This is a genomic window from Crenobacter cavernae, from assembly GCF_003355495.1.
GTDB lineage: Bacteria > Pseudomonadota > Gammaproteobacteria > Burkholderiales > Chromobacteriaceae > Crenobacter > Crenobacter cavernae.
The window spans coordinates 3,198,434-3,218,196 of record NZ_CP031337.1; the positions used below are offsets into that span (position 1 = coordinate 3,198,434).

Genomic DNA, 19,763 nt, shown 5'->3' on the forward strand with positions numbered 1-19,763 from the left:
AGTGTTAACCGGCCCGCGCCGACAGCAAGGCCTCGGCCAAGCTCAGGTCCTGCGGGTAGGTCACCTTGAAATTGCCGGCCTCGCCCTCGACGAGACGCGGCGACAAACCCAATCGCTCTATCGCCGACGCCTCGTCGGTGATCTCGGCCAGCGGCGCGGCGGCGAGTGCCTGTTTGAGCAGGCCGGCGCGGAACATCTGCGGCGTCTGCGCGAGCCACAGGCCGGCGCGCGGCAGCGTGTCGGCGACGCGGCCGTCGGCATCGCCGCGCTTGACGGTGTCAGGCACCGGCAGCGCCAACAGGCCGCCGACCGGGTCGGACGCCAGCGTGGCTATCAGCCGCGTCAGCGCCGCCTGGCTGATGCCCACGCGCGCCGCGTCGTGCACCAGCACCCAGTCGTCGTCGTCGAGCGCAAGTTGGACTAGCCCGCTGGCGACGCTCTCGGCGCGACTCGCGCCGCCGCAACGCAGCACGGCAAGCCGCTCCAGCGGCCAGACGTAGCGGTCGAACCATTCGTCTTCCGGCGAGATCACCACCGCGACCGCGTCGATCGCCGGGTGCACGAGCAAGGCGGCTAGCGTGTGCGCGAGCAGCGGTCGCCCTGCCAGCGGCAGGTACTGCTTGGGCACGGCGCTGCCGATGCGGCTGCCCGAGCCGGCGGCCGGCACCAGCGCGATATGGCGACTCACGCGCCCTCCGCGGCCGGCGCTTCGAGCCCGCGCCACACGCAAGATCCCTTGACCGCCTTGTCGAGCGTGTCGAGGTAGGCCTGGTGCGCGGCCATTTCTTCGTCGCTCGCCTTCAGTACGAGGAGCGGCTTCTTCTCGAACGCAATGCCGGCGAGGCTCCGACCGGTGCCGTCGTCGACGTCGACGTCCATCATCAGGCTTTCCTGGCCGCGCGTGAGCGCCAGATAGACCTCGGACAAGAGTTCGCAGTCGATCAGCGCGCCGTGCAGCGTCCGGTTCGAACGGTCAATCTCGAAGCGGTCGCACAAGGCGTCCAGGCTGTTGCGCTTGCCCGGGAAGGTATCGCGCGCCATGAACAGCGTGTCGATCACGCTGGCGCACAGCGCCTTCACCGGCGCGATGCCGAGGCGGTCGAACTCGGCGTTCATGAAGCCGACGTCGAACGGCGCGTTGTGGATGATCAGCTCGGCGTCGCCGATGAAGTCGACGATCTCATCGGCGACCTGTTTGAACTTCGGCTTGTCGGCGAGGAAGTCGAGCGAGATGCCGTGCACGCGTTCGGCGTCCGGGTCGATGGCGCGCTCCGGGTGCATGTAGAGGTGCAGGTGACGGCCGGTGAGCTTGCGGTTCACCATCTCGAGGCCGGCGAATTCGATGATGCGGTGGCCCTCGGCGGGCGAGAGGCCGGTGGTTTCGGTATCGAGGATGATCTGGCGCATAGGGCTTGCAAGGTTGGCCGAGCGTGTCGCCCGGCGTGTTCAATCGGTGCGGGCTATCGACCCGCCTGCACGGCGGCGGCGCCCTGATTGGCGAGCTCGTCGGCGCGCTCATTCTCCGGGTGGCCGGCGTGGCCTTTCACCCAGCGCCAGTCGACCTTGTGGCCGGCTGCCAGCGCGTCGAGCTTCTGCCACAGGTCGGCATTCTTGACCGGTTCCTTGGCGGCGGTCTTCCAGCCGCGCTTCTTCCAGCCGTGAATCCACTCGGAGATGCCCTTCTGCACGTACTGCGAGTCGGTGTACACCACCACCTGGCACGAGCGCTTCAGGAGCGCGAGGCCCTCGATGACCGCGGTCATTTCCATGCGATTGTTGGTGGTGTTGTCCTCGCCGCCGAACAGCTCTTTTTCCTGCCCCTTGTAACGCAGGATGGCGCCCCATCCGCCGGGGCCGGGGTTGCCCTTGCAGGCGCCATCGGTAAACAGTTCGACAATGTCTTCAGTCATGCTGGTCCTGGGTCATGCGGGTCCGTTTCCTGGGCTTGCCGGGCCACGTGATGGCGGTCGTTGCCGCCGGCCACCGCGAGCCCGCGCGCCGCTTTCTTGGCGACGCCCCACGTCGGGGTGATGAGTCTGAGGCCGCGCATGCGCTTGACCGCCGAGATGCCGTACACGCCGGCGGCGAGCGGCCACCAGCGGTCGCCCGCGGCCTCCATGAAGGCAAAGCGGTGCAGCCAGTCTCCGCGCGAAAACGGCGGCGCGTAGGCCATGAAGCTGCCGCCGTCGGGCTCGAGCTCCATCAGCTCCAGCCAGTCCTTGATGCGCGGCAGCGACAGGAACTGGCCGCGCCACGGCACCTCGTAGCGCCCGGCGGCCAGGCGCTTCGCGCCCCACAGCGACCACGGGTTGAAACCGGTCAGCACCACGCGCCCTTCGGGCATCAGCACGCGCTCGACCTCGCGCAGCACCTGGTGGGGATGGGTGGTAAAATCGAGGGTGTGCGGCAGGACCACGAGGTCCAGACTGTTGCTCGCGAACGGCAGCGCCTCGGCCAGGCACGCCAGTTCGGCCGGCCCGTCCGGGTCGGCGACCAGCTTCAGCGGAATGCGATTGGCACGCAGAAAATCGTGCCCCGGCAGCCCGAGCTGCACCGCGTGGTAGCCGAAAGCGTCGGCGACCGCGCCGTCGAAGTAAGCCTGCTCGCGCTCGAGCAGGTAGCGGCCCAGATCACCCTCGGCCAACCATTCGGAAAATCTCTCCATCATGGGTATCGATCCGACATCATGATTACCGTGTCCCCCGTGTGCGCCTTCAACGACAATTATATCTGGGTTTTGCAGCGAGCCGGCGGCGCCGTCGCGGTCGACCCGGGTGAATCCGCCCCCGTCGCCCGGTTTCTGGCCGAAGAAGGCCTGCATCTCGAGGCGCTGCTGATCACCCACCACCACGGCGACCACACCGGCGGCATCGCCGCGCTCGCCGCAGCGCATCCCGGTCTTGTAGTCTACGGCCCGCCCGGCATCCGCGGCGTGACGCATCCGGTGACCGAAGGCGACGTCGTCACCGTGCTCGGCCAACGTTTTGACGTGATCGCGGTGCCGGGCCATACGCTCGACCACATCGCCTACAGCGATGGCACCCATCTGTTTTGCGGCGACACGCTGTTCGGCGCCGGCTGTGGGCGCGTGTTCGAGGGCACGCCGGCGATGCTGCACCAATCGCTTCAGAAGCTCGCCGCGCTGCCCGACGCCACCCTCGCCTACCCGGCGCACGAATACACGCTGTCCAACCTCGCTTTCGCCGCCGCGGCCGACCCGGACAATCCGGCCGTCGCCGAACGCATCGCCCGCGACCAGGCCCGCCGCGCGCGCGGCGAAGCGACGCTGCCGACGCCGTTGGCCGAGGAAAAACGCAGCAACCCCTTCCTGAGGAGCGCCGACCCGGCGCTCGCCGCCGGACTCGAGAAACGACTGGGACAGCGACTTGACGATGAGGTATCCGTCTTCACCGCCTTACGCGACTGGAAAAATCGCTTTTAACTGTATAAAACGAATCAATACAAACGCAGATCGCGTAGCCTAAAAGCATAACCGGCCGTCTGCGCAAAACATTTGAATTTGCATGGTTTTTCGGGTTGACGGGGGGATGACCGGCCGCTAGGATCGGCCGGGATTATCAATTTGCCGCCCGTCTCCCGCCATGAAAAAGCTCACTCCGCTCGCGCTTTCGCTGTCGCTATTGTTCGCCGTACCGGCTGCCGAAGCGGATTCGAGCGCTTTTTCCCGCTCGGTCGGCGTCGACGAAGGCCAGGCGATCGGCCTCGACATGATGCTGCTCAACAGCAGCCTGCTTCGTAACGGCGACAACGTCTGGACCCGCGTACGCGAAGGCTTCCAGATGACCGAGGTCAACCCCGGGCTCGTCGAACGCCACGAACGCCAGTTCGCGTCCAAGCCCGAATACTTCAAACGCAGCCTCGACCGCAGCCGCAAATACCTGTTCCACATCATGAACGAGGTCGAGCGCCGCGGCATGCCGACCGAGATCGCGCTGTTGCCGGTAGTCGAGAGCGCTTTTGTCGCGACCGCGCAGTCACCGGTCGGCGCGTCGGGCCTGTGGCAGTTCATGCCGGCCACCGGCCGCCACTACGGTCTCGAGCAGACCTGGTGGTACGACGGGCGGCGCGACGTGGTCGAATCGACGCGCGCCGCGCTCGATTATCTGGAATACCTGAACAGCCTGTTCGGCGACTGGTCGCTCGCGCTCGCCGCCTACAACTGGGGCGAGGGCAACGTGTCGCGCGCCATCGCCCGCGCGCAGGCAGCCGGCCAGGTCGCCAGCTATGAAAACCTCCGCATGCCGGCCGAAACGCGCAACTACGTCCCCAAGCTGCTCGCGGTGCGCAATCTGTTGGCCACGCCGGACAAATACGGCCTGAAGCTCGACCGCTTCCCGAACAAGCCCTACTTCGTCTCGGTCTCGACCGGCCGCCACATGGACATCGACGTCGCCGCCAAGCTGGCCGACATGCCCGTCTCCGAATTCAAGTCGCTGAACCCGGGCTTCAACCTGCCGGTGTACGCGCACAAGAACGGCCGCCAGATGCTGATCCCGGCCGACAAGCTCAGCCGCTTCGAAAAGAACCTCGACCGCTGGAACAAGCCGCTGCTGACCTGGCAGGTGGTCACGCCCGGCGGCGACGACACCGTAGAGAGCGTCGCCGGCCGCTACGGCATGGACAGTAGCGAACTCGTCGCGGTGAACAATCTGCGCGGCGGCAGCCTGTCCGCCGGCCGCCCGCTGCTGGTCGCCAAGCGCGGGGGCGACGACGGCGCAGCGATGGCCGACACCGACAGCGCGCCGATGACGTCGACCGTGACGACGGCGAACGCCAGCCGCGGCAACGCCCCGGAAAACGCCGACCTGACGCGCGCCACCGTGGTCGTCGCCAGCGCCGCGCCGGCGCCGAAAGCAGTCCCCACCAAACCGGTCGCCGCGGCCACGCCGGCCCACGTCGAAGCCGCCGTCGAGACGGCCGCTTCGGTCAATACCACGCCGGCCATCGTCGTCGCGCAGGCGGCTCCGTTGGAAAAACCGGCCGCCCCGACCCCGGCCCTGGCGGCCCCCGCGGCAGCGAACAGCGCGCTCGCCGCCTATCTCGCCGAAGGCGCGGCCGACACGATCCGGCCGACGACCGTGGCGCTCACCACCCCGCCGGCGGCCGATGCGCCGGTGCTCGTCGCCAAGGCCGAAGCGGCAACCGTCGCCAGCGTCGTGAAACCGGAACCGGCCAAGGCCGTTATTGCTGTCGCCAACCCGACCGCAAGCCGCTACACCGTCGCCCAAGGCGACACGCTCTACAACATCTCGCGCCGCTACAAGCTCTCGGTCACCGAACTGATGGCGCTCAACGGTCTGGGCGAAGACAGCACCGTGAAGCTCGGCCAACAGTTGAAGGTGAAAGGCGCCCCGACGCTGCTCGCCAGCGCGGCGAAACCCGTCAACGCGCAGGACGAGGCCGTGTCGCACACGGCCGGCCTCAAATCTTCCGAGCGCCAGCCGACGGCGCAGACCGTGTCGGCCGAGTACGTCGTGCAAAAGGGCGACACCGTGTTCAGCATCGCGCGCAAATTCGGCGTGCGCCACTCGGACATCCAGCGCTGGAACGATTCGGACATGCTGGTCCGCCTCTCCCCCGGGCAGCGCGTGAGGGTGCAAGGCCTGTAAGCCGGGCTCGGCCAACCCCCAAGGAAAACACCCCGCCTCGCGCGGGGTGTTTTCGTCACGACAGTCCGCCCCCGGCAGGGACTCAACACTCAGGCAGACTGACCGTGATCGCGAGACCGCCGAGCGAGGTTTCCTTGTAGCTGTGCTTCATGTCTAGCCCGGTCTGCAACATGGTCCGGATCACTGTATCGAGCGACACCTTGTGCTCGCCGTCTTCCAGCAGCGCCAGTTGCGCGACCTTGATCGCCTGCTCGGCGGCGACGCCGTTGCGCTCGATGCACGGAATCTGCACCAGGCCGCCGACCGGGTCGCAGGTCATGCCGAGTTGGTGCTCCATCGCGATCTCGGCGGCATTTTCGATCTGCGCGAGGTTGCCGCCGAGCACCGCCGCGTACGCGCCGGCGGCCATCGAACAGGCGACGCCGACCTCGCCCTGGCAGCCGACCTCGGCGCCCGAGATCGACGCGTTCATCTTGTAGAGCAGCCCGATCGCGCCGGCGGTCAAGAGGAAGGTAACGACGCCGTCCTCGCCCGCCTGCGGGTGGAAGTTGCGGTAGTACGTCAGCACCGCCGGCACGACGCCGGCCGCACCGTTGGTCGGCGCCGTCACCACGCGCCCGCCGGCGGCGTTTTCCTCGTTGACCGCGATCGCATACAGCATCGGCCACAGCATGATGTCGCCGCGCCCGATCTCCTCGCGCGCGGCAAGCTTGCGGTACAGCGGCGGCGCGCGCCGCCGCACGTGCAGGCCGCCGGGCAGCAGGCCGTCGTGACGGCAGCCGGCCTCGACGCATTCCTTCATCACCCGCGCGATCGCGAGAGCCTGCTCGCGCACCTGGTCCGCGCTGCGGCCGAGCGCGGCCTCGTTCGCCATCACGATCTGGGCGATGGTCTTGCCGTCGCGCCGGCAGTATTCGAGCAAATCTTCGGCATGCTTGAACGGGTAAGGCACGGCGATCTCGCCGGGGGGCGTCCGGCCGAATTCGGCGTCGGTGACGATGAAGCCGCCGCCGACCGAGTAGTAGGTTTGCTCGGCCAAGGTGGCGCCCTTCGCATCGTACGCAGCGAAGGTGAGGCCGTTGGCGTGCTTGGGCAGGAACAGGTGCTTGTTGAGGACGACGTCGTGCGCGACGTCGAAAGCAATCGGCCGCTTGCCGGCGAGAACGAGTCGGCTGTCGGCGCGGATCTGCCCGGCGCGTTGCGGCACGTGCGCCGGGTCGACGTCCTGCGGCTCCTCGCCTTCGAGGCCGAGCAGCACCGCGTCGACCGTGCCGTGCCCTTCGCCGGTCAGCGCGAGCGAACCGTACAGGCCGACCGCGACGCGCACGACGCGCGGCAGCACGCCAGCGCTATCGAGTCCGGCGGCGAAGGCGTGCGCCGCCTTCATCGGCCCGACGGTGTGCGAGCTCGAAGGGCCGATACCGATCGAGAACAGGTCGAAGATGCTGATCATGGTGCTCACCCCTGCGCGGCCCGGTAGAGTGGGCGCGCGTCAGCCACAGTGGAGACGGGCAAACGATCACCCTCTTTTCAGTATGGCCCGCGCTCTGGAGCGGCGCTCGGCCAACGTTGCGGCTACTGAGGATCGCGGCTGTCGAGCCAGATCGTCACCGGGCCGTCGCCTAACAGCGCGACCTGCATGTCGGCGCCGAATACGCCGGTAGGCACCGGTTGGCCGAGCCCCTCGGCCAACGTTTGAACCAATGCATCGAACAGCGGCCTCGAATGATCGGGACGGCTCGCGCGGCTGTACGACGGCCGGTTGCCCTTCTTGCAGCTGGCGAACAGCGTGAACTGGCTGACCGCGAGGATCGCGCCGCCCGTGTCGAGCACCGAGCGGTTCATCACGCCGGCGTCGTCGCCGAACACGCGCAGGTTCAGCACCTTCTTCGCCAGCCACTCTGCGTCCTGCGCGCCGTCTACGTCCTCGACGCCGACCAGCAGCATCAGCCCCGGCCCGATCGCGCCGACGACTTCGCCGGCTACCGCAACGCTCGCCTCGCTCACCCTTTGCACCAGTACCCGCATTCCGCCCTCCTCGCAAAACACCGATTCTAAGGCCCATCGCTTAGAATGAAACACCGCCAGGCATAACAACAAGGAGCCCTACATGCTGATGGTGATTTCCCCCGCCAAGACGCTCGACTTCACCACCCCGCCCACCACCCGCCACTTTTTCCAGCCGGACTTCCTGCCCGACAGCGCCGAGCTGATAGCCGTGCTGCGCACCCAGAGCCCGGCCGACGTCGCGAACCTGATGGGCGTCAGCGACGCGATCGCCACGCTCAACGTCGGCCGCTTCCACGACTGGCACGCGCCTTTCAGCCCCGACAACGCCAAGCAGGCCGCGCTCGCCTTCAAGGGCGACGTGTACGAGGGCCTGTCCGCCGGCGATCTGGACCACCAGGAACTCGATTATCTTCAAGCGCACCTGCGTATCCTGTCCGGTCTCTACGGCCTGTTGCGCCCGCTCGACCTGATGCAGGCCTACCGGCTCGAGATGGGCACCAAACTGCCAAATGCGCGCGGCAAGAACCTGTACGCGTTCTGGGGCGAGAAGATCACCGGCGCGCTGAACGCGCTCGTACTCGAGAACGACGAGCCGGTGCTGGTCAACCTCGCCAGCGACGAGTACTTCAAGTCGGTGAAGACCAAGCTCTTGAAGGCGCGTCTGGTGACGCCGGTATTCCAGGACCTGAAGCACGACCGGTACAAGATCATCAGCTTCTACGCCAAGCGCGCGCGCGGGCTGATGGCGCGCTGGGCGGTCAAGCACCGGGTGACCGACGTCCAGCAACTGAAGGGCTTCGACTACGACGGCTACGCCTTCGCGCCCGACGCGTCGGACGGCAACACCTGGGTGTTCCGCCGCGACCCGGAAGCCCGCTGACGGGGACGATGCGATGAGCGCGCGCGCGGTGGTCGGGATCATGGTGCTGGCGCTCGCCGCCGGCTGCTCTGAAACGCCCGACGAGGTGTTCCCCGGCTACGCCGAAGGCGAATATCTGAGGGTCGCCGCGCCTTTCGCCGGCGCGCTGACGACGCTGTCGGTCAAGCGCGGCGACCAGGTCGCCGCCGGCAAGCCGCTGTTCGCGCTCGAGAGCGAAAACGAGCGCGCCGCGCGCGAACAGGCCGTGGCGCAGCTGGCGCGCACGCAGTCCACGCTCGACGACCTCCTCAAGGGCAAACGCCCGCCCGAACTGGCCGCCGCTCGCGCGCAGCTCGCGCAGGCCGAGGCCAGCCTCGCGCAGTCGCGCGCCGACCTTGCGCGCGACGAGACGCTGGTGGCGCGCGGCTTCATCTCGCGCCAGCAACTCGACCGCACGCGCGCCGCGTACGAACGCGACCGGGCGACGGTAGCCCAGCTGGCCGCACAACTCGACGTCGCCCGTCTCGCCGGCCGCGAAGACCAGATCGCCGCCGCGCGCCACGACGTCGATGCCGCGCGCAACGCGCTGGCGCAGGCGGACTGGCGGCTCGGCCAGAAGTCGCAGCATGCGCCCGAGGCCGGCCTCGTCGCCGACACGCTGTTCGTCGCCGGCGAATGGGTGCCGGCAGGCTCCCCGGTGGTGTCCATCCTGCCGCCGGCCAATATCAAGCTGCGCTTCTTCGTTCCCGAAACGCGTATCGGCGCTCTCAAGACCGGCCAGCCGGTGACGGTGCGCTGCGACGGCTGCGCCGGGCCCATCCCGGCCAATGTCAGCTTCATCGCGCCGCAGGCCGAGTACACGCCGCCGGTGATCTACAGCCGCGAGAACCGCGCCAAGCTCGTGTTCCTCGTCGAGGCGAAGCCCAAGCCTGCCGACGCGGTCAAGCTGCACCCCGGCCAACCGGTAGAAGTCACGCTCGGCCAGCTTGTGGATGCGCGGCGATGAACGCCCCGCTCGATGCCGTCATCGCCGTGACCGGGCTGACCAAGCGCTTCGGCGACAAGACCGTCGTCGACGACTTCTCGATGCGCGTCGGCCGCGGCCAGATCTACGGCTTTCTCGGCCCGAACGGCAGCGGCAAGACGACGACGATCCGCATGCTGTGTGGGCTGTTGACGCCCGACGGCGGCGAGGGCAGCTGCCTCGGCTATGACATCCGCACCGAGGCGGCGGCGATCAAGCGCGAGGTCGGCTACATGACGCAGCGCTTCGGCCTCTATGAAGACCTGTCGCTCGCCGAGAACCTCGACTTCGTCGCGCGCGTCTACGGCGTGCCCGCCCGCAAAGAGAAGGTCGCCGCGACGCTCGATCGCCTCGGCCTCGGCTCGCGGCGCGACCAGCTCGCAGGCTCCCTGTCCGGCGGCTGGAAGCAGCGGCTCGCACTCGCCGCCTGCCTGATGCACGAACCGAAACTCCTCTTGCTCGACGAGCCGACCGCCGGCGTCGACCCGAAGGCGCGGCGCGACTTCTGGCAGCAGATCCACGAACTGGCGGCCGACGGGCTGACGGTGCTCATCAGCACGCACTACATGGACGAGGCCGAGCGCTGCCACCGGCTCGCCTACATCGCCTACGGCAAGCTGCTGGTCGAGGGTGAGGTCGGCGAGGTGATCCGCCAATCGGGCCTGTCGACCTGGGAGGTGGCGCCGGCCAGAGCGGGCCTCACGATAGGCGCGCTGTCGCCAACGTTGGCCGAGAACGCGGCGGCCGAGGTGCTGGTGCCGTTCGGCAACGTGCTGCACGTGTCCGGCCGCGACAGGCTGGCGCTGGAGGCCGCCGTCGAGCACTGGCGCGCCAACCCGGCCTGGACCTGGCGCGAGATCGCGCCGACGCTCGAAGACGTGTTCATCGCGCTGATGCGCGGCGCGCCGGATAACTTCTGATGGCCCGCCCCGCCCTCACCCTCGGCCAACCTTGGAGCGATCCGGCATGAAGACCGCGTTCTCGTGGCCGCGCTTCGTCGCCGTGCTCTTGAAGGAATTCGTGCAGATGCGGCGCGACCGGCTGACGTTCGCGATGATCGTCGGCATCCCTATCGTGCAACTGCTGCTGTTCGGCTACGCGATCAACACCGACCCGAAGGCGCTGCCGACCGCGGTAGTCTGCTTCGACGCCAGCCCCTACTCGCGCAGCTTCGTCGCGTCGCTCGAGAACACCGGCTACTTCGCCGTCACCGACACGCTGGCCGACGAGGCCGAGGCCGACCGGCTGCTCGACCTCGGCGAGGTGCAGTTCGTCGTCGTGATTCCGAGCGACTTTTCGAAGAAACTGACGCGCGGCGAACGCCCGACGCTGCTGGTCGCCGCCGACGCGACCGATCCGTCGGCCACCGGCAACGCGCTCGCCGCACTCGCCGGCCTCGGGTCGCAGTTGCTGCAGCACGACCTGAGCGGCCCGCTCGCCCGCCTCGCGCCGACGCCGTCGCCGATCGACATCCGCATCCAGCGCCGCTACAACCCGGAGGGGATCACGCAGTACAACATCGTGCCCGGGCTGATGGGCACCATCCTGACGATGACGATGATCATGATGACCGGGCTGGCGATGACGCGCGAACGCGAGCGCGGCACGATGGAGAACCTGTTGGCGACGCCGGTGCGGCCGGTCGAGGTGATGGCGGGCAAGATCGCGCCGTTCATCATCGTCGGCTACCTGCAGGTCGCGGTGATCCTGACCGCCGCGCGTTTCCTGTTCGAGGTGCCGATGGTCGGCAGCCTCGTCACGCTGTCGGTCGCGCTGGTGGTGTTCCTCGCCGCCAACCTCGCGGTCGGCTTCACCTTCTCGACGCTCGCGAAGAACCAGCTGCAGGCGATGCAGATGACGTTCTTTTTCTTCCTGCCGTCCATCCTCTTGTCGGGCTTCATGTTCCCGTTCCGCGGCATGCCGCACTGGGCGCAGAAGGTCGGCGAGGTCTTCCCGCTGACGCATTTTTTGCGCATCGTGCGCGGCATCCTGCTCAAGGGCAACGGCTTCGCCGAGATCGGCCACGAGCTGTGGCCGCTCGGCCTGTTCTTTGTCGTCGCGGCGGGCGTCGCGCTGAACCGCTACCGCGAGACGCTGGACTGAAGGCTCGGCCGGCCGAGCTTTTCAACAGCGAAAAAAGCGGCCCTGAGGCCCTGCGTTATTAGGGTTTTTTTCCCGTCGTTGCCCTGCCACATTGCGGTGCGCTAAGCACACATCAAAGCGGGACCCACCCCTCCCCAAAGCGCGCGACAGGCGCTAAGATACGCACGCCCTTGAGGCAAAAAATCCGAGACGATACCCTGCGGCCCAGCTAGCCGTTCTTTGGTGCAAGAATCGATGACTGACGCTTTACCCTCCCTGCCGCGCTGGCGGGAGTCGCTCGCCGTGCTGTTCCGCCAGGTCGGCCAGATCCACTTCCAACGCTCGGCGCTGACCGGCCTCGCGATCGTTCTCGCGCTCGCCAGCGTCAACCTGTGGGCCGCGGTCGGCGCGGTGTTCGCGAGCGCCGTCGCGCTCGCAACCGCCAAACTCGCCCGCCTGCCGCGCGCGCCCTGCACCGACGGCCTCTACGGCTACAACGCCGCGCTGACCGGCGCCGGCCTCTTGTCCTTCTTTGCGCCCAGCGTTGCCGTATTCGGCTACCTCGCGCTTATCAGCGTCGTCACCGCGCTCGTGTCGTCGCGCTGGGTCGCGTGGGGCAAGCTGCCGGCGCTGACGATCCAGTTCGTCCTCGCGATGTGGCTCGCACTCGCGCTCGGCGACACGCTCGGCGCGCGCATCTCGCCGCCCGGCTGCGAGGACGGCTGGACGGCTATCGTCTGCAACGTCGGCCAGGTCACCTTCATCAGCGGCCTGCGGCCCGGCCTCGTCGTGCTGCTCGCCTTCGCGTGGCACGACAAGGAGCAGGCGTTCTGGCTCGCGGCGGGCACCGCGTTCGCATGGCTGGCGAGCGACGTGCTCGACGCCTTCGTGCCGGGCCTGAAGGCCGGCGAGCAGCTGGTCGGCCTCGCGGTGAACGCCGCATTGGTCGGCCAGGGCCTGACCGTGTTCGGCCGCGGCGTCGCGGTGCGCGTCGCGGGCATCGTGCTGTCGGTGCCGGTCTGCCTCGCCTTCGGCGCGCTCGCCGTGCCCTACTTCACGCTGCCGTTCAACCTGGTGACCTGGGCGCTGCTGATCGCCAGCGCCGAGCGCAAGGCCGAACCGCAGCCGGCCCGCCACGCCGCCTGAGCCTTCTGCTTTTCATACGAACAGGGCGACCCGATGGGTCGCCCTGTCTGTTCTACGTGCCCCGCGCTCGGCCAACCCTTTGATCGACGCCGCCGAAGCGACAGGGTTGGCCGAGCTCGAGAGCGCAGCCGCTTAACGCCGCGGCCGGCGTTCGTTTATCATGCCGGCATGAACGCCAAACTCGACCCGCCACCGTCGCCCGCCCCGCCGCCCCCCGAGTCGGAGGCGCTGCTCGCCAACCAGGCGCTGCCGCTGGGCGAACATATCGTCGCCGTGCTCGGCCATGGCGACCCGGCCTACGGCACGGCGCGAAAGAGCCGCGCCTTCACCGCGCAGTCGGACTACTTCCGAGTGCAGTTCAAGGGCTTCGCGCGCGTCGCCGGCGGACAGTGGCAGCGCTTCGACGGCGACGACGGCACCTTCCACGCCAGCCTCAACGCCGCGTGGGCGCGCGCCGACCACCCGAGCCGCAGCGTGCTGTTCGGCCCGCGTAGCGGCGTCAGCCTGACCGATGCCTTCGCCGGCAGCGCGCTCGACGGCTATCTGTTCGCGCAGGCGATCGAGTGGGCGAAGTCGGTCTACCCCGACTACCAGGTGACGCCCGGCGCGCTGAACACCGCGGCGCTTGACGAGGAAGAAAGGCTGCGCTGCAACGCCTTCTACGCGGCGCAGGGCTTCGATTTCGAGTGGGGCGACGCGGCGCAGAAGAGCGCCGCCTACCGCAAGGAGAAGGCCGGCCGCCTGCTCGGCATCTGGGACGGCGAGAAGGTGGCCGAGGTGTCGGGCGAGGCCATCCTCGACACGCTCGCGCAGCACGACGCGTACAAGCATGAGCTCGAGTACAAGTTGGCCGAGGTCGAGGCGACGCAGGCCTCGCTGCGGCGCCAGGTGCAGAAGGAACGCCACACCAACCAGATCATGACCGGCGTGACCGCCTTCGTGATGCTGATCGGGCTGATGTACGCGGTCGGGGCATTCTGAACCGGCGCACGCACGACTTTCACCGCCCCGCAAAAAAGCTTGGCCGAGCCCCAAAGCTCGGCCATGTCTTTACCGAAGCCCGTCAGTCCTCGACCGGCAGCAGCAGCGTCTCCTTCACCTCCTCCATCACCACGTAGCTCTTCGACTCGTTCGCGTTCGGCAGCTGCAACAGGATGTCGCCGAGCAGCTTGCGGTAGTGGCTCATGTCGGCGATGCGCGCCTTGATCAGGTAGTCGAAGTCGCCCGACACCAGGTGGCAGTCGAGCACCTGCGGCAGTTTCATCACCTCGCGCCGGAACGCCTCGAAAATCTCGCCCGACTTGGCCGACAGCTTGATCTCGACGAACACCAGCAAGGTCGCGCCGAGCGCCTGCGGGTTCAGTTTGGCGTAATAGCCCTCGATCACGCCGTCGCGCTCCAGGCGCCGCACGCGCTCGGTGCACGGCGTGATCGACAGCCCGACCTTTTCCGCCAGTTCGGTCATCGACATGCGGCCGTTGGCCTGCAGGTGGCGCAGGATCTTGCGGTCGATGCGGTCGAGCGGATAGCCGGATGCGCTTCCCTTTTTCATTTTTCCTGTCCATTCGCCATTTAATCAATTTTTTAACCAAATTATAAAAATAATTTGGTTAAAAAGACTGCTTTCAAATCAATATACTACAAAAAATCACTAAAGCCAGATTCAAGGGAAAACCCTCATGAATCGGCGTAATGGCGACGGGGCCGCGATGCCCCTTAGGCAAGAGCAGAGGACGATCAAAATGCAAGTCATGGTATTGGGTGGTGGCGTCATCGGGATCAGCACGGCATGGTATCTGGCCAAGGCCGGCTGCGAGGTAACCGTCATCGAGCGCCAGCAGGGTCCGGCGCTGGAGACCAGCTTCGGCAACGCCGGTCAGATTTCCCCGGGCTATGCCGCGCCGTGGGCCGCGCCGGGCATTCCGATGAAGGCCGCCAAGTGGCTGTTCCAGAAGCACGCGCCGCTGGCGATCAAGCCGGACGGCTCGCTGTTCCAGCTGCAGTGGATCGCCAAGATGTTCGCCAACTGCAATCCGCAAGCGTACAACCTCAACAAGGGCCGCATGATGCGGCTGGCCGAGTACAGCCGCGACAAGATCAAGGAACTGCGCGCCGAGACCGGCCTCCAGTACGAAGGCCGCCAGGGCGGCACGCTGCAGCTGTTCCGCACCCAGGCGCAGCTCGACGGCATGGGCAAGGACATCGAAGTGCTGAAGGAGTGCGGCGTCGACTTCAACGTGCTCGACCCGGACGGCTGCGCACGCGTCGAGCCGGCGCTGGCCAAGACCAAGCACAAGCTGACCGGCGGCCTGCAGCTGCCGAACGACGAGACCGGCGACTGCAACCTGTTCACCCAGCGCCTGGCCGAGATGTGCAAGGCCGCCGGCGTGAAGTTCCTGTTCGACCAGCGCATCGAGAAACTGCTCGACGACGGCAAGCGCCTCACCGGCGTCGTCGCCAACGGCGTGACCCACACCGCCGACCACTACGTGCTGGCGCTCGGCAGCTATTCGCGCGACCTGCTCAAGGCCCTCGACATCGACGTGCCGGTCTACCCGGTCAAGGGTTACTCGCTGACCGTGCCGATCACCAACGCGACCGGCGCGCCGACCTCGACCATCCTCGACGAGACCTACAAGATCGCGATCACCCGCTTCGATGACCGCATCCGCGTCGGCGGCATGGCCGAGCTGTCGGGCTACGACCTGTCGCTGAACCCGCGCCGCCGCGCCACGCTGGAAATGGTCGTGAACGACCTGTACCCGGAAGGCGGCGACGTGAAGGCCGCCAGCTTCTGGACCGGTCTGCGCCCGATGACGCCGGACGGCACGCCGATCATCGGCGCCACCCGCCTTGCCAACCTGTCGCTGAACACCGGCCACGGCACGCTCGGCTGGACGATGAGCGCGGGCTCCGGCAAGTTGCTCGCCGACCTGATCACCGGTCAGCGCACCGAGATCAGCGCCGACGGCCTGTCGATCGCGCGCTACGGCGCCAAAGTGGTCGTGCCGACCGTGCTGCGCCCCAGCACCGCCGCCGCCTAAGGAGCCGCCATGAGCCGCCCGCTTGAAGCCGTCATCCGCCTCGACCACCTGCGCCACAACTACCACGTTGGCCGAGCCCTGGCCGGCGGCAAGGCGCTGGCCGTGGTCAAGGCCAACGCCTACGGTCACGGCGCCGTGCAGTGCGCTGCGGCGCTGTTTGATGCCGACGGCTTCGCCGTCGCGTGCATAGAGGAGGCGATCGAACTGCGCGAGGCCGGCGTCACGCAGCCGATCCTGCTGCTAGAAGGTGTGTTCGAGGCATCCGAGCTCGAACTCGCAGAACGCCAAGATTTGTGGCTGGTCGTGCACCACGAAGGCCAGATCGACATGATCGAGGCGGCCGAGCCGAAGACGCCTTACAAGGTGTGGCTGAAGATGGATTCGGGCATGCACCGCGCCGGCTTCGCACCTTCCGAATACCGCGCCGCGCACCGGCGCCTGCAGGCCTGCGGCAAGGTGGAATCGATCACGATGATGAGCCACTTCGCACGCGCCGACGAACCGGGCAATCAAGCCACCGCCGATCAGATCGCCGTGTTCCAGAACGCGGTCGAGGGGCTCAAGGGCGATATCAGCCTCGCCAACTCGGCCGGCCTGATCGGCTGGCCGGCCGCGCGCGCCGGCTGGGGCCGCGCCGGCATCATGCTGTACGGCGCGAGCCCGATGCCGGCCGATTCGCCTGCCATCGACCTCAAGCCGGTGATGCAGCTCAAGTCCAAGGTGTTCGCCGTGCGCGAACTGGCCGAAGGGGAGCCGGTCGGCTACGGCGCCAGCTTCCACACGCCGCGCGCGACGCGCGTCGGCGTCGTCGCCTGCGGCTACGCCGACGGCTACCCGCGGCTGGCCTCCACCGGCAGCCCGGTCGCGATCAACGGCCAGCGCACACGCATCATCGGCCGCGTGTCGATGGACATGCTGATGATCGACCTCACCGACCTGCCGGAAGCCGGCGTCGGCAGCGAAGTCGAACTGTGGGGCGACACCGTATCGGTGAACGAGGTCGCCGCGCATGCCGGCACCATCGCCTACGAACTCTTGTGCAACGTCAAACGCGCGGCGTTCCGCTATCGGTAAGTTTTCTCTGGTGTAGTGCTTCTCCGTGTTCTGTCCTTTACACCCCGGCCGCAAGCCGGGGTCTTTTTTTGTTCTTCACGGCCATCCGGCAACACCCGGTCCTTTAAAAGTGCCGACAGCCGTCCCTTCCCTCGAAGCTATTGCCATTGGGATATGAAGTCGTCAAAATTATCGGTTCGAACTCCCAATATATGTAAAAATTACTATAAAAAAACCAGAACTTTTGTAACCTTAACAAGCCATGGCGGATAGCCCACCCAACTCTCTACCCACGATGACAAGCCCCCTCCTACGCCATCAGCGCGGCTTCACCCTGCTGGAGCTAATGATCACGCTGTCGGTGCTCGCCATCCTGGTCGCGGTGGCCGCCCCGGCGTTCAACCAGACCATGGCCTCCAGCCGCGCCGCGGGGCTGAGCAATGCGCTGGTCGGCAGCCTCAACCTGGCCCGCTCCGAGGCGATCAAGCGCGGCCAAACGGTGACGGTCTGCAAGACGGCCAATCCGAACGCCGCCAATACCAACTGCGCGGCCGGCGCCGCCTGGCGGGACGGCTGGTTGGTGTTTGTCGACAACGGCACGCGCGGCACGGTAGACGGTAACGACGTCCGGATCAAAGTCGTGCAGCCGAGCGGGATAGGCGAAACGAATGTCAGCGCGGGCGGCAACGTCGCCAACTACCTGAGCTTCCTGCCCAGAGGGGAGAGCCGAGGCAGCGACGGTGCCGTCCCCAGCGCCAGCCTGAACATCTGCACCGGAGGCATCCAGCGCCGCGTGCTCGTCAACGCAGTGGGGCGCACCCACATCGCCAAGGGAGACTGCTGATGAAAATGCCGCCGCCGCTTCGCGCCAAGACAAGAGGCAGCACCATGATGGAGATCCTCGTCGCCATCCTGGTGCTGGGACTCGGCCTGCTCGGTTTTGCCGGACTGCACGCCCGTTCGCTGGCAAATACGCACAGCGCCTATCTGCGCAGCCAGGCGACCATCCTGACCCACGATGCCGTAGAACGGATGCGCGTCAACCGTGCCGCGGCGAAAAAAGGCTCCTACAACACCGTGATCGGCAGCGTTCCCGCCGGAGGCAGCGTCGCAGGAGACGATCTGGCCGAATGGAAGCAGAACCTCGGCCAGGCGCTGCCCGGCGGCGACGGGTCTATCACCGTCGATGGAAACAGCGCCGTGACCATCACCCTCCGCTGGAACGAGCGACGCGACGGCACCCCCACCACCTTTACGACCCAGACCACCTTCTAAGATGAAACCAGCACAGCCTGGGCGCCGCCTTCAGCGCGGCGTCACCCTGATCGAACTGATGGTCGCCATCACGCTGGGCATGGTGCTGGTCGCGACCTTCGGCTATACGTATCTGGCCAGCCGCAAGGCCTTCCAGTCGCTCGATATCTCGTCCCGCCTGCAGGAAAACGCCCGCTTCGCCTTCGACACGCTGACTTACGACGTCCGTATGGCGGGCTTCACCGGCTGCTCGAGCACCAGCCGGGCCAACGTGCTGAACAACCCCGGCGCGTGGGACCTGTTCGACCAACCGCTGATCGGCTACGAAGCAGGCGTCAGCACGTTTCCTGCCATCAGCAACCCGGCGGTGCTGCGCGGAGATGCCCTCACCATCCTGCGGGCCGACAACAGCCGCGAATACCGGGTAGACAGCCACAATCCGACCTCGGCGCAGTTTCAACTCAAGGACGACCACGACCTCAAGCAGGGAGAAATCCTGGTCGTGACCGACTGCAGCCACGCTGCGGTGTTCCAGATGACCAGAAGCAACAACAATGACACCAACCGCACCGTCAACCACAACACCGGCAATACGACCTCTCCCGGCAACTGCACCAAGGGGTTCGGTAGCCCCGTTGAATGCACCACCCTTGGCAACCCCTATCCCTTCTCGCCGGGGTCGCAAATCCTGCGCCTGAGCGGCATCACCTACTACGTCGGCACCAGCGACACCGGCGAACCCGCCCTCTTCCGCCGCCGCCTCACGCACAGCAACGGCAACGCCACGACCGTCGCCGAGGAACTGGCCGAAGGCGTCGAAAACATGCAGATCCGGTACGGGGTCGACACCTCGGCCACGCCGGACGGTGTGGTGGACAGCTACGTGACCGCCGACCAGGTGACGGCCACCGCACCGGGGGCGAACACCAGCGATGACTGGCAGCGGGTATTGAGCGTGCGCATCCAGCTGTTGATGGTGTCGCGCCAGGACGAATCGGTCACCTCGACGCCCCAGCGCTACACCTTCAACGGCACGGCGACCACGCCGGGCGACCGGCGCCTCAGGCGGGTCTTCACCACGACCATCGCGATAAGGAACAGGCTATGAAGCCGCGTCGTCATGAGAGAGTCCACGGGAGACGCCGGCAGCGCGGCGTCACGCTGCTGGTGGCGCTGGTCTTCCTCGCCATCATCGCGCTGCTCGGCGCGTCTGCCGCGTACAACAGCTCGATCCAGGAGCGCATGGGCGGCAACACGCGCAACCGCGACCTCGCCTTCCAGGCCGCCGAAAAAGCGCTGAAGGATGCCGAAGACACCCTGACTGCCTGGCGCAGCCAGGTCCCGGCGACGCCGAATCAAATCCGCAACGGCCTGGTCAACTGCACCCAAAGCAGTTCACCCCAGCCGGCTACCGACTGCTTCTACCACGCCAACGACCTGGCTTATTGGCAGAGCGCAAGCTACTGGTCTACCGATGGCCAGTACCGCACCCCCTCGCAAGACCTGGACCAGGCCGCCGCCCAGCCGCGTTACGTGGTGGAAAAAATGCCGAGTGCCGGCCTCACCGACTACTACCGCGTCACCGCGCGCGGCGTCGGCAAAGACAGCGGCGCCGTCGTCATCCTGCAGGCGATGTACCGCTACGAACCCTGATTCGGGAA

Annotated in this window: 21 protein-coding genes; 14 read left to right on the forward strand and 7 right to left on the reverse strand. The window is 67.0% G+C overall.

The features are described from left to right. Positions 1-4 precede the first annotated feature (4 nt). The 4 genes from ispD to DWG20_RS15545 are packed head-to-tail and all read right to left on the reverse strand — an operon-like array spanning position 5 to position 2,668. A complete protein-coding gene (ispD, locus tag DWG20_RS15530; protein ID WP_115434643.1) occupies positions 5-688 on the reverse strand; it encodes a 2-C-methyl-D-erythritol 4-phosphate cytidylyltransferase in 684 nt (227 codons plus the stop codon). Further along, positions 685-1,407: a DNA polymerase III subunit epsilon gene (gene dnaQ / locus DWG20_RS15535; RefSeq protein WP_115434644.1), complete on the reverse strand. Its 723-nt coding sequence runs from the start codon at positions 1,405-1,407 to the stop codon at positions 685-687. The genes ispD and dnaQ overlap by 4 nt, the downstream gene beginning before the upstream one ends. 53 nt (positions 1,408-1,460) lie before the next feature. Then, entirely contained in the window at positions 1,461-1,910 is a 450-nt protein-coding gene (gene rnhA / locus DWG20_RS15540; protein ID WP_115434645.1) for a ribonuclease HI, read from the reverse strand. Continuing rightward, complete coding sequence (locus DWG20_RS15545) at positions 1,907-2,668, reverse strand: class I SAM-dependent methyltransferase (RefSeq protein ID WP_115434646.1); 762 nt, start codon at positions 2,666-2,668, stop codon at positions 1,907-1,909. The genes rnhA and DWG20_RS15545 overlap by 4 nt, the downstream gene beginning before the upstream one ends. Positions 2,669-2,686: 18 nt before the next feature. On the opposite strand from DWG20_RS15545, the gene gloB reads away from it, so the two are divergent. Together gloB and DWG20_RS15555 are read left to right on the forward strand one after the other, a co-directional pair. Next, positions 2,687-3,442 (forward strand): hydroxyacylglutathione hydrolase, encoded by a 756-nt coding sequence (gloB, locus tag DWG20_RS15550; RefSeq protein WP_115434647.1) that lies wholly within the window; start codon positions 2,687-2,689, stop codon positions 3,440-3,442. Between the two features lie 160 nt (positions 3,443-3,602). After that, a complete protein-coding gene (locus tag DWG20_RS15555; RefSeq protein ID WP_115434648.1) occupies positions 3,603-5,630 on the forward strand; it encodes a lytic transglycosylase in 2,028 nt (675 codons plus the stop codon). 82 nt (positions 5,631-5,712) lie between these two features. Here DWG20_RS15555 and DWG20_RS15560 read toward each other — a convergent pair whose 3' ends face one another. Next, positions 5,713-7,083, reverse strand: coding sequence for an L-serine ammonia-lyase (locus DWG20_RS15560; RefSeq protein WP_115434649.1), 1,371 nt, complete (start codon positions 7,081-7,083; stop codon positions 5,713-5,715). Between the two features lie 122 nt (positions 7,084-7,205). Beyond that, positions 7,206-7,658, reverse strand: a complete 453-nt coding sequence (dtd, locus tag DWG20_RS15565; RefSeq protein ID WP_115434650.1) for a D-aminoacyl-tRNA deacylase — start codon at positions 7,656-7,658, stop codon at positions 7,206-7,208. Positions 7,659-7,740: 82 nt separating this feature from the next. Between dtd and yaaA the strand changes: the two genes are divergently transcribed. From yaaA to DWG20_RS15595, 6 genes are all read left to right on the forward strand, one after another. After that, positions 7,741-8,520, forward strand: a complete 780-nt coding sequence (gene yaaA / locus DWG20_RS15570) for a peroxide stress protein YaaA (RefSeq protein ID WP_115434651.1) — start codon at positions 7,741-7,743, stop codon at positions 8,518-8,520. A gap of 13 nt (positions 8,521-8,533) precedes the next feature. Continuing rightward, complete coding sequence (locus DWG20_RS15575) at positions 8,534-9,505, forward strand: HlyD family secretion protein (RefSeq protein WP_115434652.1); 972 nt, start codon at positions 8,534-8,536, stop codon at positions 9,503-9,505. Next, on the forward strand, positions 9,502-10,443 hold the full coding sequence (locus tag DWG20_RS15580) for an ABC transporter ATP-binding protein (protein WP_115434653.1): 942 nt from the start codon (positions 9,502-9,504) through the stop codon (positions 10,441-10,443). The genes DWG20_RS15575 and DWG20_RS15580 overlap by 4 nt, the downstream gene beginning before the upstream one ends. Positions 10,444-10,489: 46 nt before the next feature. Then, positions 10,490-11,626 carry an ABC transporter permease gene (locus DWG20_RS15585; RefSeq protein ID WP_115434654.1) on the forward strand — a complete coding sequence of 379 codons (1,137 nt, stop codon included), beginning with the start codon at positions 10,490-10,492 and terminating at the stop codon, positions 11,624-11,626. Positions 11,627-11,860: 234 nt separating this feature from the next. Further along, on the forward strand, positions 11,861-12,751 hold the full coding sequence (locus tag DWG20_RS15590) for an urea transporter (protein WP_115434655.1): 891 nt from the start codon (positions 11,861-11,863) through the stop codon (positions 12,749-12,751). Positions 12,752-12,919: 168 nt separating this feature from the next. Then, entirely contained in the window at positions 12,920-13,732 is an 813-nt protein-coding gene (locus DWG20_RS15595; RefSeq protein ID WP_115434656.1) for a hypothetical protein, read from the forward strand. An 82-nt stretch (positions 13,733-13,814) separates the two neighbouring features. Here DWG20_RS15595 and DWG20_RS15600 read toward each other — a convergent pair whose 3' ends face one another. Then, positions 13,815-14,303 carry a winged helix-turn-helix transcriptional regulator gene (locus DWG20_RS15600; protein WP_115434657.1) on the reverse strand — a complete coding sequence of 163 codons (489 nt, stop codon included), beginning with the start codon at positions 14,301-14,303 and terminating at the stop codon, positions 13,815-13,817. Positions 14,304-14,493: 190 nt separating this feature from the next. On the opposite strand from DWG20_RS15600, the gene DWG20_RS15605 reads away from it, so the two are divergent. From DWG20_RS15605 to DWG20_RS15630, 6 genes are all read left to right on the forward strand, one after another. Beyond that, positions 14,494-15,795 (forward strand): D-amino acid dehydrogenase, encoded by a 1,302-nt coding sequence (locus tag DWG20_RS15605; RefSeq protein WP_181880943.1) that lies wholly within the window; start codon positions 14,494-14,496, stop codon positions 15,793-15,795. 9 nt (positions 15,796-15,804) lie between these two features. Beyond that, positions 15,805-16,869, forward strand: coding sequence for an alanine racemase (gene alr / locus DWG20_RS15610; RefSeq protein ID WP_115434658.1), 1,065 nt, complete (start codon positions 15,805-15,807; stop codon positions 16,867-16,869). A 274-nt stretch (positions 16,870-17,143) separates the two neighbouring features. Beyond that, positions 17,144-17,692: a GspH/FimT family pseudopilin gene (locus DWG20_RS15615; RefSeq protein WP_181880944.1), complete on the forward strand. Its 549-nt coding sequence runs from the start codon at positions 17,144-17,146 to the stop codon at positions 17,690-17,692. After that, on the forward strand, positions 17,692-18,123 hold the full coding sequence (gene pilV, locus DWG20_RS15620; RefSeq protein ID WP_220271974.1) for a type IV pilus modification protein PilV: 432 nt from the start codon (positions 17,692-17,694) through the stop codon (positions 18,121-18,123). The genes DWG20_RS15615 and pilV overlap by 1 nt, the downstream gene beginning before the upstream one ends. A 1-nt stretch (position 18,124) precedes the next feature. After that, on the forward strand, positions 18,125-19,210 hold the full coding sequence (locus tag DWG20_RS15625; protein ID WP_115434839.1) for a PilW family protein: 1,086 nt from the start codon (positions 18,125-18,127) through the stop codon (positions 19,208-19,210). Further along, a complete protein-coding gene (locus tag DWG20_RS15630; protein ID WP_115434660.1) occupies positions 19,207-19,755 on the forward strand; it encodes a pilus assembly PilX family protein in 549 nt (182 codons plus the stop codon). Before DWG20_RS15625 ends, DWG20_RS15630 begins: the two co-directional genes overlap by 4 nt. The last annotated feature ends 8 nt before the right edge of the window (positions 19,756-19,763 follow it).

Bases quoted from the DNA above. Each gene is read 5' to 3' on its own strand.
- dnaQ (WP_115434644.1), bottom strand. From the start codon at position 1,407: ATGCGCCAGATCATCCTCGATACCGAAACCACCGGCCTCTCGCCCGCC.
- rnhA (WP_115434645.1), bottom strand. From the start codon at position 1,910: ATGACTGAAGACATTGTCGAACTGTTTACCGATGGCGCCTGCAAGGGC.
- DWG20_RS15545 (WP_115434646.1), bottom strand. From the start codon at position 2,668: ATGATGGAGAGATTTTCCGAATGGTTGGCCGAGGGTGATCTGGGCCGC.
- gloB (WP_115434647.1), top strand. From the start codon at position 2,687: ATGATTACCGTGTCCCCCGTGTGCGCCTTCAACGACAATTATATCTGG.
- DWG20_RS15555 (WP_115434648.1), top strand. From the start codon at position 3,603: ATGAAAAAGCTCACTCCGCTCGCGCTTTCGCTGTCGCTATTGTTCGCC.
- DWG20_RS15560 (WP_115434649.1), bottom strand. From the start codon at position 7,083: ATGATCAGCATCTTCGACCTGTTCTCGATCGGTATCGGCCCTTCGAGC.
- dtd (WP_115434650.1), bottom strand. From the start codon at position 7,658: ATGCGGGTACTGGTGCAAAGGGTGAGCGAGGCGAGCGTTGCGGTAGCC.
- yaaA (WP_115434651.1), top strand. From the start codon at position 7,741: ATGCTGATGGTGATTTCCCCCGCCAAGACGCTCGACTTCACCACCCCG.
- DWG20_RS15575 (WP_115434652.1), top strand. From the start codon at position 8,534: ATGAGCGCGCGCGCGGTGGTCGGGATCATGGTGCTGGCGCTCGCCGCC.
- DWG20_RS15580 (WP_115434653.1), top strand. From the start codon at position 9,502: ATGAACGCCCCGCTCGATGCCGTCATCGCCGTGACCGGGCTGACCAAG.
- DWG20_RS15585 (WP_115434654.1), top strand. From the start codon at position 10,490: ATGAAGACCGCGTTCTCGTGGCCGCGCTTCGTCGCCGTGCTCTTGAAG.
- DWG20_RS15590 (WP_115434655.1), top strand. From the start codon at position 11,861: ATGACTGACGCTTTACCCTCCCTGCCGCGCTGGCGGGAGTCGCTCGCC.
- DWG20_RS15595 (WP_115434656.1), top strand. From the start codon at position 12,920: ATGAACGCCAAACTCGACCCGCCACCGTCGCCCGCCCCGCCGCCCCCC.
- DWG20_RS15600 (WP_115434657.1), bottom strand. From the start codon at position 14,303: ATGAAAAAGGGAAGCGCATCCGGCTATCCGCTCGACCGCATCGACCGC.
- DWG20_RS15605 (WP_181880943.1), top strand. From the start codon at position 14,494: ATGCAAGTCATGGTATTGGGTGGTGGCGTCATCGGGATCAGCACGGCA.
- alr (WP_115434658.1), top strand. From the start codon at position 15,805: ATGAGCCGCCCGCTTGAAGCCGTCATCCGCCTCGACCACCTGCGCCAC.
- DWG20_RS15615 (WP_181880944.1), top strand. From the start codon at position 17,144: ATGACAAGCCCCCTCCTACGCCATCAGCGCGGCTTCACCCTGCTGGAG.
- pilV (WP_220271974.1), top strand. From the start codon at position 17,692: ATGAAAATGCCGCCGCCGCTTCGCGCCAAGACAAGAGGCAGCACCATG.
- DWG20_RS15625 (WP_115434839.1), top strand. From the start codon at position 18,125: ATGAAACCAGCACAGCCTGGGCGCCGCCTTCAGCGCGGCGTCACCCTG.
- DWG20_RS15630 (WP_115434660.1), top strand. From the start codon at position 19,207: ATGAAGCCGCGTCGTCATGAGAGAGTCCACGGGAGACGCCGGCAGCGC.